The organism is Mycolicibacter acidiphilus, assembly GCF_018455725.1.
In the GTDB taxonomy this organism is placed as follows: domain Bacteria; phylum Actinomycetota; class Actinomycetes; order Mycobacteriales; family Mycobacteriaceae; genus Mycobacterium; species Mycobacterium acidiphilum.
Map to the genome: position 1 here is coordinate 1 of NZ_JAHCLR010000023.1, position 12,926 is coordinate 12,926.

The 12,926-nt window shown below is 66.9% G+C and carries 12 protein-coding genes; 5 read left to right on the top strand and 7 right to left on the bottom strand.

Annotation, left to right across the window (positions count from 1 at the left end; genetic code table 11):
- Window positions 1-92: 92 nt before the first annotated feature.
- Complete coding sequence (locus KIH27_RS12560; protein ID WP_214093289.1) at window positions 93-1,064, bottom strand: NAD-dependent epimerase/dehydratase family protein; 972 nt, start codon at window positions 1,062-1,064, stop codon at window positions 93-95.
- Between KIH27_RS12560 and KIH27_RS23005 the strand changes: the two genes are divergently transcribed.
- Window positions 1,020-2,045: a LysR family transcriptional regulator gene (locus tag KIH27_RS23005; RefSeq protein WP_307856866.1), complete on the top strand. Its 1,026-nt coding sequence runs from the start codon at window positions 1,020-1,022 to the stop codon at window positions 2,043-2,045. The genes KIH27_RS12560 and KIH27_RS23005 overlap by 45 nt on opposite strands.
- Before the next feature lie 103 nt (window positions 2,046-2,148).
- Window positions 2,149-3,633: a PE-PPE domain-containing protein gene (locus KIH27_RS12570; protein WP_214093291.1), complete on the top strand. Its 1,485-nt coding sequence runs from the start codon at window positions 2,149-2,151 to the stop codon at window positions 3,631-3,633.
- Between the two features lie 4 nt (window positions 3,634-3,637).
- Here KIH27_RS12570 and KIH27_RS12575 read toward each other — a convergent pair whose 3' ends face one another.
- A complete protein-coding gene (locus KIH27_RS12575; protein WP_214093292.1) occupies window positions 3,638-4,438 on the bottom strand; it encodes a crotonase/enoyl-CoA hydratase family protein in 801 nt (266 codons plus the stop codon).
- A 69-nt stretch (window positions 4,439-4,507) separates the two neighbouring features.
- Here KIH27_RS12575 and KIH27_RS12580 point away from each other — a divergent pair, with 69 nt between their 5' ends.
- The gene (locus KIH27_RS12580) at window positions 4,508-6,142 is read left to right on the top strand and encodes an acyl-CoA synthetase (RefSeq protein ID WP_214093293.1); all 1,635 of its coding nucleotides are present in this window, start codon (window positions 4,508-4,510) and stop codon (window positions 6,140-6,142) included.
- A gap of 15 nt (window positions 6,143-6,157) precedes the next feature.
- On the opposite strand, the gene KIH27_RS12585 is transcribed toward KIH27_RS12580, so the two are convergent.
- Entirely contained in the window at window positions 6,158-6,385 is a 228-nt protein-coding gene (locus KIH27_RS12585; protein WP_214093368.1) for a hypothetical protein, read from the bottom strand.
- Between the two features lie 72 nt (window positions 6,386-6,457).
- The gene (locus tag KIH27_RS12590; protein ID WP_214093294.1) at window positions 6,458-7,900 is read right to left on the bottom strand and encodes a hypothetical protein; all 1,443 of its coding nucleotides are present in this window, start codon (window positions 7,898-7,900) and stop codon (window positions 6,458-6,460) included.
- A gap of 191 nt (window positions 7,901-8,091) precedes the next feature.
- Here KIH27_RS12590 and KIH27_RS12595 point away from each other — a divergent pair, with 191 nt between their 5' ends.
- Together KIH27_RS12595 and KIH27_RS12600 are read left to right on the top strand one after the other, a co-directional pair.
- Window positions 8,092-8,928 carry a 1-acyl-sn-glycerol-3-phosphate acyltransferase gene (locus KIH27_RS12595; protein ID WP_214093295.1) on the top strand — a complete coding sequence of 279 codons (837 nt, stop codon included), beginning with the start codon at window positions 8,092-8,094 and terminating at the stop codon, window positions 8,926-8,928.
- Window positions 8,928-9,368, top strand: a complete 441-nt coding sequence (locus KIH27_RS12600) for an SRPBCC family protein (protein ID WP_214093296.1) — start codon at window positions 8,928-8,930, stop codon at window positions 9,366-9,368. Before KIH27_RS12595 ends, KIH27_RS12600 begins: the two co-directional genes overlap by 1 nt.
- A gap of 35 nt (window positions 9,369-9,403) precedes the next feature.
- On the opposite strand, the gene KIH27_RS12605 is transcribed toward KIH27_RS12600, so the two are convergent.
- From KIH27_RS12605 to KIH27_RS12615, 3 genes are all read right to left on the bottom strand, one after another.
- The gene (locus tag KIH27_RS12605) at window positions 9,404-10,408 is read right to left on the bottom strand and encodes a hypothetical protein (RefSeq protein WP_214093297.1); all 1,005 of its coding nucleotides are present in this window, start codon (window positions 10,406-10,408) and stop codon (window positions 9,404-9,406) included.
- Between the two features lie 88 nt (window positions 10,409-10,496).
- The gene (locus tag KIH27_RS12610) at window positions 10,497-12,077 is read right to left on the bottom strand and encodes a succinic semialdehyde dehydrogenase (RefSeq protein WP_284144727.1); all 1,581 of its coding nucleotides are present in this window, start codon (window positions 12,075-12,077) and stop codon (window positions 10,497-10,499) included.
- A 21-nt stretch (window positions 12,078-12,098) separates the two neighbouring features.
- Window positions 12,099-12,884 carry a serine hydrolase gene (locus KIH27_RS12615; RefSeq protein ID WP_250150051.1) on the bottom strand — a complete coding sequence of 262 codons (786 nt, stop codon included), beginning with the start codon at window positions 12,882-12,884 and terminating at the stop codon, window positions 12,099-12,101.
- Between the last annotated feature and the right edge of the window lie 42 nt (window positions 12,885-12,926).

Genomic DNA, 12,926 nt, shown 5'->3' on the forward strand with positions numbered 1-12,926 from the left:
CAACCCCACCGACCAAACCAATTCCGCAACAGCCCGTTACCTGCGTGAACGCCGGTGAAGTGTGCACGCTCGGGCCAAAAAGAGGGACGCGGCTACTTCCGCAGCGACTCCACGATCGCGTCCAGCGGAGAACTCCACTGCATGCCCAGATCCGCCAGGGTCTTCGAATCATCGGTGGGGGTGGCCGACGTCAACAGCCACGCCGCCTCGTAGCTCAGCGACTCGTTCAGCGGAACGAACCGGCTCACCACGTCCGACACCCGGCCGATGCCCTTGAACACGCTGGGCGCCAGCCGGATTCGGCGAACCTTGGCGCCCAGGCCGGCTTCCACCGCGTCGACCATCTCGGCGAAGGAGACCATGATCCCGCCGCACAGGTAGCGGTGCGGCCCGCGACCCGGGCGCATCACGGCCTCGTGCACCCGGCCCAGGTCGCGGACGTCGACCATCGCCATCCCGCCGCGCACCACCGGCGCCACCCGGTACCGCACGATCGCGTTCCAGCCCCGCTCGGTGACGCCGGGTGCGGTGTGGAACGCCGGGCCGATCACCGACGACGGGTAGGTGATGACCACCGGGGCACCCTCGTCCTGCAGCCGTCGGGCCACCCGCTCGCCGTAGGCCTTGGTGCGCGCATAGGCGCTACGACCGTCGACCGGCGGGGAGTCCGGGCCGATCACCCCGTTCGGCGGCGGGAACAGCGCGCTGTAGCTGCTGACCGACACGATCGGGTCCAAACCGGCGGCCGCCGCGCGGGTGAGGATGTCCTCGGTGGCGTGGGCGTTGATGTCCCACATCAACTTCTCCATGCGGTCGTTGGTGCCGACCACTCCGGCAGCGTGCAGCACCGAGTCGCAGCCGTCCAGCAGTTGCCCGACCACCGCCGAGTCGCGGATGTCGCCCACCCGCACGTCGACGTCGCCGAGTTCGCGCAGCCGGGCGATCACCAGGTCGTCGGCACCGCCGGGGATCGTCAGCAGGCGCACCGAATGGCCGCCCTCCAACAGTGCTTTGACGGTGTGCGCTCCGACGTAGCCGGTACCCCCGGTGACCGCGATCTGCATGCTGATGACCCTAATTGGACCCTTATCGACCCTTGCGGCGGACTACGATTCGCCATCATCGACATCAACACCCGCAAGCTGCGCCATTTCGTCGTCCTGGCCGAGGAACTGCACTTCAGCCGGGCCGCGGCGCGGGTGTACCTGGCCCAGCAGGCCCTCAGCCGCCAGATCCGGGACCTCGAGGACGAGCTCGGCGTCAAACTGCTGGAGCGCAGCACCCGCGTGGTCGCGCTGACACCGGCCGGTGAGGTCTTTCTGGCGGGAGCGCGTGCGGCGCTGGCCGCACTGGACGGCGCGGCCGAGACGGCGCGGCGCACCGTACGCGGGCTGGCCGGCACGCTGCGGCTGGGCTACGCACCCGGCGCTGCACTGGAGTTGACGCCCTACATCGTCGCTGAGTTCCGCAGAACCCACCCCGACGTCGTCGTCGAGATGCACGAACATCCGATCGGTGACCCGTCGGCGGGGCTGGCGTCGGGGGAGAGCGATGTGGCGTTCCTGCGGTTGCCGCAGGACACCGCGCGCATCGAGACCGAGGTGCTTCTCGTCGACCCGGTGGTGGCGATGGTGTCGACGGCGCACCGTTTCGCCGAGCGGGCGTCGGTGTCCGCGCACGATCTCACCGACGACCCGATCACCCAGTCCCCCGGCGCCGACGACGTCTGGCATGCGTTCTGGTCGCTGGAGACGATCCGCGCCGAGTCGTCGCAGGCCCGGATCGTGCCGGTCACCTCGATCACCGAGGAGGCACAGGTGGTGGCGGCCGGGGTGGCGGTTGCCGTCACCAGTTCGGCGGTGGCGCGGCTGATGTCGCTGCCCGGGGTGCGCTATCTGCCGATCGACGACTGGCCCGGTTCGTCGATCGCGGTCGGTTGGCCGACCGATGAACGGTCACCGCTGGTCACGGGATTCGTCGATGCCGCATGTGTGGTGCGGGATCGGGAGTCCGAGATGGTGGCGATGATCGAGAATCGGCCCTGATTGACAACGACAGCGTTGTAGATCCGACCGCCGTTTGGTGTTTCCGTTTCCCTCAGCAAGTTGTCAGCCTGGACACAGTGATACGACTTGGGGGAGGTCGCGGATGAAACGCTCGACAGCACTGACGGTCGCATTGCTGATCCTGCCGGCGCCGGCGGCGGTGGAGCACAGTGCCGCGGCCCACTATCGGATCCGGCTGACCGACTCCTCGATCCCGGTCGACGTGGCGCCGCTGCCGGGCCAGGGGGTGGCTCTGGTGATGGGCGGCAGCGGCGTGCCGATCCCGCCGGTGGGCCTGACCCAGGTGGCCGCCGAGAACTACCTCGTCCCCATGGGATTCGGCGACTACGCGGTGGAGCGACTGTTCACCCCCGAGGGGCTGCAGACCATCGAGGGCATCAACAAGCAGTTGCCGTTCGACCAGTCGGTGGCCCAGGGCGTCACCATCCTGGAGACCGAGATCAAGAAGCAGATCCAGGGCGGGCACAACGTGTTCGTCGGCGGCGTCTCGCAGAGCGCGACGATCAACGCGATGGTGGAAGGCGACATCCACGACGGCAAACTCGACGGCGTCGATGTCAGCGGCGGCAAACTGACGTTCCTGTCCCTGGGTGATCCGAGTAACCCCAACGGCGGCATCCTGGAGCGGTTCAACCTGCCGCAGGACCCCAACCCCAGCCTGCCCAGCCTGGGCCTGACGTTCAGCGGCGCCGCCCCTGCCGACACCGGCATCCCCACCACGATCTACACCCTGGAATACGACGGGTTCGCCGACTTCCCGCGGTACCCGATCAACTTCCTGTCCGACCTCAACGCGGTGCTCGGCATGGGGCTGGTGCACCCGCTCTACATTCAGGGACTGCTGGCGCCCGGCGTCGGGCTGACGCAAGAGCAGATCGCCGACGCGCAGGTGCTCGACACCAGCCCCGGGTACGACGGCGGCACCACCTACCTGGGCATCGAGGACCCCAACCAGCTACCGCTGGCGCAGCTGATCGGGCTGATCGCCGGCCGGCCGATCGGCGACCTGCTGGCCCCGGACCTGAAGGTGCTGGTGAACCTGGGCTACGGCGCCGACCCCTATGTCGGCTGGTCGACAACTCCGGCCGATGTGGGTACCCCGGCGGGGCTGTTCCCCAGCATCGACGGCGCCCAGTGGAACACGATCATGCAGGCGCTGGCGGACGGCGCCAAGCAGGGCTGGAACGACTTCCTGGCCGACATCAAGGACCCGTCGAGCATTCAGCCGGACACCCTGGATGCATTGATCGGCGGATTGCACGGCGCCGCAACGGATTCCGGCTCGCACTCCTTGGCCGACATCGCCGGGGCCATCAGCGCCCTGGCGTCCACGTTCAACGGGATGGCGGCGTCGACCAACGACGTCCTCAACGCGCTGACGACGATGCTGCCGGCCACCGACGCCACCCTGTTCTCGAACTTCCTAACCGACGGGGACCTGACCAACGCGCTCGGCATGCCGATGGCGTTCGACAACGGGCTCAGCGCGGTGGCGCTCGGCGTGGAGGCGTTCGTGCTGGTACGGAACCTGCCGACGCTGATCGCCGAGTTCAACGCCTTGCTCTGAGGGGTCAGTGCCCCTTGAACTGCGGGGCGCGCTTCTCGGCGAACGCCTTCGGGCCTTCCTTGGCGTCGTCGCTCAGGAACACCTTGATGCCGATCGCGGTGTCGATCTTGAACGCGTCGTTCTCGTGCATGCCCTCGGTCTCGTGGATGGTGCGCAGCATCGCCTGCACCGCCAGTGGGCCGTTGTTGTTGATCAACTCGGCGATCTCCAGCGCCTTGGTCAGCGCCTGGCCGTCTTCGACGACGTGGCCGATCAATCCGAAGTCCAGCGCCTCCCGCGCGGTGATGTGCCGACCGGTGAACAGCAGGTCGCAGGCGACGGTGTAGGGGATCTGGCGGACCAGGCGCACCGCGGAACCGCCCATCGGGTACAGGCTCCACTTGGCCTCGGAGATGCCGAACTTGGCGGACTCGCCGGCGATGCGGATGTCGGTGCCCTGCAGGATCTCGGTACCGCCGGCGATCGCCGGGCCCTCCACGGCAGCGATCAGCGGCTTGGTCAGCCGGCGGCCCTTGAGCAGACCGTCGATGCGCGACGGGTCGTAGCTGCCGTCCTTGAACGAGTCGCCGGGCGCCTTCTTGTCGGCGGCCTTGAGGTCCATCCCGGCGCAGAAGTAGCCGCCGGCGCCGGTCAGGATCACCGAACGGATCTCGTCGTCGGCGTCGGCGCGGTCCCACGCCTCGACCATGATTCGCAGCATTTCGCCGGAGAGTGCGTTGCGCGCCTGCGGGCGGTTCAGCGTCAGGATCAGGGTGTGTCCGCGCTGCTCAATGAGGGCGTGCGGCTCGCTGGGCGCCTCGCTCACCAGGGCCTGCCTTTCCGGGGGTGCCGTCCGACTTGAAAACGAAATGTAACACGTTCTAGTTTGTGTGGTGTGGCTCTCAATATCGCGGATCTTGCCGAACACGCCATCGACGCCGTCCCGGACCGGACGGCCCTGATCTGTGGCGACGAACAGCTCACCTACGCGCAGTTGGAGGAGAAGGCCAACCGGCTTGCGCACTACCTGATCGCCCAGGGCGTCAAGAAGGACGACAAGGTCGGCCTGTACTGCCGTAACCGGCTGGAGATCGTCGTCGCGATGCTCGGCATCGTCAAGGCCGGCGCGATCCTGGTCAACGTCAACTTCCGCTACGTCGAAGGCGAACTGCGCTACCTGTTCGACAACTCCGACATGGTCGCGCTGGTCCACGAACGCCAGTACAGCGAGAAAGTAGCCAAGGTCCTTCCCGACACCCCGAACGTCAAGACGATCCTGGTGGTCGAGGATGGCAGCGATGGCGACTACCAGCGCTACGGCGGGGTGGAGTTCGAGGCGGCGCTGGCGCAGGGTTCCCCGGAGCGGGACTTCGGCGAGCGCAGTGCCGATGCCATCTACTTGCTCTACACCGGTGGCACCACCGGCTTCCCCAAGGGCGTGATGTGGCGTCACGAGGACATCTACCGAGTGTTGTTCGGCGGCACCGACTTTGCCACCGGTGAGCCGGTCGCCGACGAGTACGACCTGGCCAAGCAGGCCGCGGCGAACCCGCCGATGATCCGCTACCCGATTCCGCCGATGATCCACGGCGCCACCCAGTCCGCCACCTGGATGGCGTTGTTCACCGGGCACACCGTGGTGCTGGAGCCGGAGTTCGACGCCGACAAGGTGTGGCGCACCATCCACGACCACAAGGTGAACCTGCTGTTCTTCACCGGCGACGCGATGGCCCGCCCGCTGCTGGATGCGCTGCTGGCACACCAGGATTCCGCTGACCAGTACGACCTGTCGTCGCTGTTCCTGCTGGCTTCCACCGCGGCGCTGTTCAGCCCGTCGATCAAGGAGAAGCTGCTGGAGCTGCTGCCCAACCGGATCATCACCGACTCGATCGGGTCGAGCGAGACCGGCTTCGGCGGCACCAGCATCGTCGCCAAGGGCGAGGAGCACACCGGCGGCCCGCGGGTCACGATCGACAAGAAGACCGTGGTACTCGACGAGGACGGCAACCCGGTGGTGCCCGGTTCGGGGGTGCGGGGCATCCTCGCCAAGAGCGGGCATATCCCGGTCGGCTACTACAAGGACGAGAAGAAGACAGCCGAGACCTTCAAGACCATCAACGGCGTGCGCTACGCGATCCCCGGCGACTACGCCCAGGTCGAGGCCGACGGCACCGTGACGATGCTGGGCCGCGGCTCGGTGTCGATCAACTCCGGCGGCGAGAAGATCTACCCCGAAGAGGTCGAGGCGGCGCTGAAGACCCACCCGGACGTGTTCGACGCACTGGTGGTCGGGGTGCCCGACGAACGCTACGGCCAGAGTGTGGCCGCGGTGATCCAGCCGCGCGACGGTGCCCGGCCCGCACTGGCCGACATCAACGCCGCCGCCCGCAACGAGATCGCCGGCTACAAGGTGCCACGCAGCCTGTGGTTCGTCGACGAGGTGAAGCGCTCACCGGCCGGCAAGCCGGACTACCGCTGGGCCAAGGAGCAGACCGAGGCCCGGTCGGCCGATGAGGTGCAGGCCCGGTAGCCGGATTCGTCAGACTCAGCGCGCTCTGCGCGGGCGGGTTCGCCGTACTTTCGGTGAAGCCGTGGCCCGGGCCAGCAGTTCCTGCAGTTCACGGTTGCTGTCGTATTCGTGTTGCGCCTCGGTCACCACCCGTGCGGGTTGGAGCAGGATGCTGCCGTCGGCGTTCTCGCGCACGATGAATCGTCGGTTGGGGTGCCCCGGCAGCGTCACCTGACCGCGACTGTCGGTCTGTACCGTCGTCATATCCGCGGTCTCCGTCCGCTTCCCAATCTGGTGAGTCGAGCTCGCTGGTTGCAAGAGTCGCTGGCCTCCGACTCAGAGGCTCAGATCCGGTGGGACGAAGAAGTCGAGGCCGGCCAATCCCTGGGCGGCATCGACGGTGGTGGGGATGTTGAAGTCGCCGAACGGCGTGATCCAGGTTTCGCTGACCGTGTTCTGCGACGCTCCGACCAGATCTGCGTAATTGGTGGCGAAGCCGTTGCCGTCATCGGTGTACTCCAGCCAGGACCCCACCGGTGGTGCATCCCCGGGGGCGGTGCCGCCCGTGCCAACCTGCGTGACGAGCAGTGCCTCGTCCTTGACGCTACCGCCCGCGTAGTTCGTCACGTCGGCGTTGAAGGTGGCGACCACGGTTCCGCTGCTGTTCTCGACATTGAACTGCTGATAGCCCTGGATCTCTTCGAAAAATCCTGGCTGCCCGTCTATCCCGCTGTACGTCTCGGTGCCCACCGGAACCGCCTTCAGCCCGTCGGCGAGGGGTATCGACTCAATCTGCGGGCTGTTGCCGATGAAACCGTCGGTCAGACCTTTGACACCGTCGAATGCGGTGCTGCCGTTGAGGGTCACGCCGTAGACGTTGAAAACATTCGAGATCGCGTTCGTGCCGCCGGGTGTCGGTGACGCGATGTCGGCGTAGGTGTTCACGATGTTCGGATTGAAGACGTAGACCTGGTTGAAGACTGACCCGGGGGTGGGCACGTCACCGGCGACTTGGCCCGGGGTGCCGGTGACATCGGAGGTGACCAGTAGGGCGATGCTGTGGCCGGTGAGTCCGTCGCCGGTGGTGGTGACATCGGCGGTGAACGTGCCGACCGTCTGGCCGGTGGAGTCGTCGAGATCGAATAGCTGAGTCCCCTGCCCGGCTACGAAGATGGGTGGAAGCCCGTTGATGCCGATGAACGACTCCGAAGCATTGGGGTCGGCGACGATGCTGTAACCGTCGGCGAGGGGGATCGGCTTCTCCACATGCGGGTCCACGTGAGCGGCCGCGTCGAGTGCATTGGAAAAATTAAACGTTCCAAAGGGCGTCGTCACCGGGTCGTTGATCGTGTTCGCTCCGCCGTCGGTCGACACCAGATCCGTGTAATCACTGGAGAATTGCGGGTTCCCGGCACCCAGGTAGTCGAGTATCGATCCGACGGGCGGGACACTCCCCGGGGTGCCGGTGATGATGCTGCTGACCAGCATCTCTTCGTTGGTGCTGCTGGTCACGTTCGACATGTTCGTGCCTACGAACGCATTGAAGGATCCGATGACATCTCCACTGCTGTTGAGGACGTCGAATGTCTGCGTCCCCTGCACACTGCCGTCGGCCGCCGGTGCGCCAGTGGTGATCCCATAGAACCCTGTGACATCGAGTGTCGACCCGGGCGCGGGTTCGATCATTTCCCCGCTGGGCAGCGGGTAGCTGTCGGCGAATGCGACGGCGACCGACAGGGAGCCGACAGCGAACAGTCCCCCGATCGCAATGCCCGACATCCGGTTTCTGAGCTGAGAAGTCATGGCGTACCCCGATTACCGCTCGTCGCGTGCTCAAACAGCCTGCGAACAGTTTACTGTCGCATGTGAGGCATCTCACACTGGTTGAAAAGAATTCTTCTGAGCCGGGTCCCCAGAGGATGCGGCCGAAATCCAGCACGCGAACCGCCCGGCTGCCGGACAATCTGCTCATGGCCCGACCGATGGATGAGCTGAACCGGGCGTTCGCGCGCACGTCGGAGGGGCTCGACGGCCGGGATCCGGAGTTCATCCGGGAGTGGCTCCCGCGGTTGTGGCTCGGCGCCCAACTGTACTTCCGCGCCGAGGTGCACGGCTTCGAGAACGTGCCCGACGAGCCGGTGCTGTTCGTCGGCAACCACAGCGGCGGGGCGAACATCCCGGACACCTTCATCTTCGTGCTGGCCTACCACACCTACTTCACCGTGGAGGGCCGCCCGCTGGTGGCGCTGGCGCACAAGGTCGTCGCCAACATGCCGGTCGTCGGCAACATGGCTCGCAAGTTCGGGGTGGTGCAGGCCGACCAGGTCGCCGCCCGCGACGTGCTGGGCCGCGGCGCCAACGTGCTGGTCTATCCCGGCGGTGACGTGGAGGCGCTGCGGCCGTGGCGGGACCGCAACAAGATCGTCTTCGACGGCCGTAAAGGCTTCCTGAAACTGGCGCACGCCGCCGGGGTGAAGATCGTCCCGGTGGTCGCGGCCGGCGGGCAGGAGACGTTCTTCGTGCTCAACGACGGCCGCCGACTCGCCAAGGCACTGCACCTGGACACCCTGCTGCGGGTGAAGTCGCTGCCGATCAGCCTGAGCTTCCCGTGGGGTCTGGTCCCCGGCGACCTGCCGCACATCGCGCTGCCCGCCAAGATCCGCATCCAGGTGCTGCCCGCGATCGACCTGGTCGAGCGGTTCGGCGACGAGCCGGACTTCGACGACGCCTACGGTTACGTCACCTCGGTGATGCAGGTCGGCCTGTCGACGCTGGCCGCCAAGACCGTCGTCCCGGGACTCGGCTGATGGGCGCGGTCACCCGGTCGGTGCCGGTGCACCGGCCGGTCGGTGACGTTGCGAAGGTGGCACTGGACCCTGACATCGTGCTGCCGACGATGGGGGCGTTCGGACGCTTCGACCTGATCGAACGCAACCCGGACGGCTCGCAGGAGTGGGACCTGTACCTGCGGGTCGGCACCATCCACGTCGGCGGGCGGGTGCTGGTCGAACCGCCGTCGGAGTCGGAACTGCGCTGGTACGCGGTGCGCGGCACCCGCCACCACGCGCGACTGGTGGTCTCCTCGGCTGACGATGGGGCTCTGGTCACCATGACCGTGACCGCCGAGTTCGCCGGCATGGCCACCGGCTGGCTCACCGGGGTGTTCGCCAACGGCATCCTCGGCCGGCACATGGAGGCCGGGCTGCAGCAGCTGCGGCACCGGATCGAGTACGGCGACGACCGGTAGCGAGCGGGAAACAGCGTTGGATCAGGGCTGAGACATCATTCGGCGAAGAAGTCCGTGCGCCCGGTGGTGAGGCGGAAGACGTTCAGTGCCAAGGATTTGAGCGCCGCGATCACGAATCCAACCAGGATTCCCGAGAGGAACGAATACTGCTCTTTCCGGTGCGCCTTGTGCGTCTCGGTGAACTTGAAATAGTCGGTGAACGCCCCGGGTGGGCTCCACCGCCACATCCTGGTGTCGACCACGGTATTGTCGGGTTTCTCGACGAGGTCGTAGTTGAGGTTTCTTCGGATGTAGGTGGTAGAGGCCAGCTTTCGGCCGTCGCTGATGGCAATCTGCGGGGCCACCAGCGTCTCGCCGGTCTCGGCGGTGCGCATCACCACCGACCTCGGTAAGACGCAGTAGACGTCACCGGTGCCCCGGGAATTCAACTCCCTCGTCACCTGGCCGAACAATCGCGGCGATGTGCTCTGTTCGATTTCTTTCGCGACACTCCCGTAAATCCGGTCGATCCCACCGTGGGGCAGACCGCGTCGCTGCCGCCCCTCCTGGGCGTTCCAGGAAGCCACAATTCGGTTGAAATGCTGGACATGGTAAGACGACCAGAACTCCGTCTTGGCATCGCTGTCATCATCCTCGTAGACGGCGGTATCGAACGGTTCAACCTCGGCGCGTTCACCTTTGGTCAGCTGACGCCAGTCCGAGGCTTCCATCGGGCTCATCGCGATCGAGATGCCGTCGCCGTCCGCCCGTAACCCGTCGATGCACCGGATCTGCTCATCGCGTTCGGTGACGATGAAGATGTCGATGACCGCCCGTCGCCGGGGTTCTTGGCTGGTGACGCTGAACGAGACGTACGCGTTGTCGTCGTCGAAGTCGATGTCCTGCAGGACCGCGATCTCTGTCGTGTCCGTCGAGGATTTCCCGTCCACGCGCACGACGATCGCGCCGGGATTGAAAATCGTCGGACCCGTGCTCAATACCGCGGTATGCAGAGTCGCGTAAGCAGCCCAGGACAGGGCTGCGATAACAGCGATGTTCACCGCAACCACTGCTGCCGCACGGCGTCTGAGGCGACTCATATCGACGAAACTAGAACAGCTTCGGGTCCCGGGCGTGGTCCGCCACGGTTTACCGCCCCGGCAGCGCCTGCACCAGCCGGATCATCGGGGTCAGCGCCTTCTGCCACAGCGTCATCGAAATGCCCAGCGGCGGATCGAGATTCAGCACCCGGGCGGTGGAGACCGTCTGCGATTCGGTGTACTTCAGGATGCCGTCGGCGCCGTGCCGGCGGCCCACCCCGGAGGCCTTCATGCCGCCCATCGGCGCGGCGGTGGACCCGAACGCCAGGGCGTAGCCCTCGTCGACGTTGACGGTGCCGGACTTGATCTTCGCGGCGATCTCCTCGCCCTGCGCCTTGCTGGCTGCCCAGACGCTGGCGTTCAGCCCGTATTCGGTGTCGTTGGCGCGCTCGATGGCCTCCTCGACCGAGTCCACCGGGTAGATCGAGACGACCGGGCCGAACGTCTCGTTGCGGCTGCACTCCATCTCGTCGGTGACGCCGGACAGCACCGTCGGCTCGAAGAACAGCGGGCCGATGTCGGGGCGGGCGTTGCCACCGGCGATCACCTTGGCGCCCTTCACTTTTGCGTCGTCGACGTGCCGGGAGATCGTCTTGATCTGGTCCTCGGAGATCAGGCTGCCCATGTCGGCTGAGAAGTCGTAGGCGGCCGAGAGCGTCATGTCGCGCACCTGGGCGGCGAACTTCTCGGCGAACTCGTCGGCGATGTCGCGTTCGACGTAGATGCGCTCGATCGAGATGCACAGCTGACCGGCGTTGGAGAAGCAGGCGCGGGTGGCGGCCTTGGCGACCTCGGGCAGGTTCGCGCCCTTGGTGACGATCATCGGGTTCTTGCCGCCGAGTTCCGCGGAGAACCCGATCAGCCGGGAACCGCACTGCTCGGCCAGGGTGCGGCCGGTGGCGCTGGAGCCGGTGAACATCAGGTAGTCGCACTGGGCGGTGATCGCGGTGCCCACCACCGACCCGGGCCCGGGCACCACCGCGAACAGCTCCCGCGGCAGCCCGGCCTGGTACAGCAGTTCGGCGTTGGCCAGCGTGCAGTACGGGGTCTGGCTGTCCGGCTTGACCACCACCGCGTTGCCGGCGATCAGCGCCGGGATGGCATCGGAGATCGACAGCGTCATGGGGTAGTTCCACGGCGAGATCACGCCGACCACACCCTTGGGGTGATGGTTGACGACGGTCTTCACGATGCCCGGCAGCAGACCCTGAACCCGCTTGGGCGCCAACAGTTTCGCCGCGTGCCGCGCGTAGTACCGCGCATTGAGCATGATGTCGACGATCTCCTCCTGGGCCGCCGAACGCGCCTTGCCGGTCTCGGCCTGCGCGACGTCCATCAGGAAACCCCGGTTGGCCACGACCAGGTCGCGGTACCGCTCGATGACCGCGGCGCGCTCCTTGACGCTGCGCCGCGCCCACTGGGCCTGCGCGATGCGGGCCTTGACGAAGGCCGCCGTCACGTCCTCGGCGGTGCCGACCGGGATGGTGGTCAGGGGCTTGCCGGTGAACACCTCGTCGATGGTGCGGGACTGGCGGGCCTCGACGTCGTCGATGGCGACCAGGGCGCGCAGGCGGTCGAAGTCGGCGGTGGACGGAGCGGGCATGGCAGTTTCCTTACTCGCGGGTAACAAGTGCTTACCCGCAACCTACCCCTAGCAGTGGCCACCCGGTAGCCCGGCGGCGTTCGCCGACAGCCACTGCGTCATCTGGTTGAGCACCTGCACCCCGGACTCGAAACTGCCGTCGTTGGGCTGAGCGGCGAGCGCCACCGCGAGCTGCTGACCGCTCGGGGTGCCGACGACGCCGAATTGGCGGACCAGGTAACCGCCGCTCGGGCCGGGACCCCAGCCGCCCTTGGTCGGAGCGCCGACGGTCGCCAGCCCCCAGCGCTGGTCGGCGATGGTGTTGTACATCAGGTTGTAGACGTGCGCGTCCCCGGTGATGCACGGCAGGTGCGCGGCGAACTGGGCCTGCCTGGCCAGCGGCCACTGGGTCTGTCCGAAGGCGGTGAACTCCGGGCGCAGCCGGCGGGACTCGACGGCGGTGCCAGTGTCACCGCCCTCCCGCAGTACCGCCTGCACCTGCTGGGCGGCCTGCGCCGGGGAGCCCAGTTCGGACCAGAGCTGCTCGGCGGCGGCGTTGTCGGACGCAGTGATGGCCTTGGCGGCCAGCCCCTGGGCGTTGGGGCGGTTGGCGCGGATGGCCGCGATCGCCAGCGGCACCTTGATCGTCGACCAGGCGACGCCGTTCTGCAGCGTGCCGAGCGTGCCGACCTGGTTCTGGCCGACCGGGGCGTAGGCGATGCCGATGCTGGCCGGGACGGTGCCGGCGAGTCTGGCGAAGCTGGCCGGCAGTGGATCGGCGGCGGCGGGGGAGGCCAGGGCGATGGTGAGGAAGGCGGCCAGGGTCGCGACAAATCCTCGGCGGGCTGTGCGCATGGGTGTGAGTATTCACCGTGGGTGTGCCGAAACGTCGACGCC

What these genes read in the sequence shown, in the direction of transcription:
- KIH27_RS12570 (WP_214093291.1), top strand. Translation starts at nt 2,149, where the DNA reads ATGAAACGCTCGACAGCACTGACGGTCGCATTGCTGATCCTGCCGGCG.
- KIH27_RS12615 (WP_250150051.1), bottom strand. Translation starts at nt 12,884, where the DNA reads ATGCGCACAGCCCGCCGAGGATTTGTCGCGACCCTGGCCGCCTTCCTC.
- KIH27_RS12600 (WP_214093296.1), top strand. Translation starts at nt 8,928, where the DNA reads ATGGGCGCGGTCACCCGGTCGGTGCCGGTGCACCGGCCGGTCGGTGAC.
- KIH27_RS12560 (WP_214093289.1), bottom strand. Translation starts at nt 1,064, where the DNA reads ATGCAGATCGCGGTCACCGGGGGTACCGGCTACGTCGGAGCGCACACC.
- KIH27_RS12590 (WP_214093294.1), bottom strand. Translation starts at nt 7,900, where the DNA reads ATGTCGGGCATTGCGATCGGGGGACTGTTCGCTGTCGGCTCCCTGTCG.
- KIH27_RS12585 (WP_214093368.1), bottom strand. Translation starts at nt 6,385, where the DNA reads ATGACGACGGTACAGACCGACAGTCGCGGTCAGGTGACGCTGCCGGGG.
- KIH27_RS12595 (WP_214093295.1), top strand. Translation starts at nt 8,092, where the DNA reads ATGGCCCGACCGATGGATGAGCTGAACCGGGCGTTCGCGCGCACGTCG.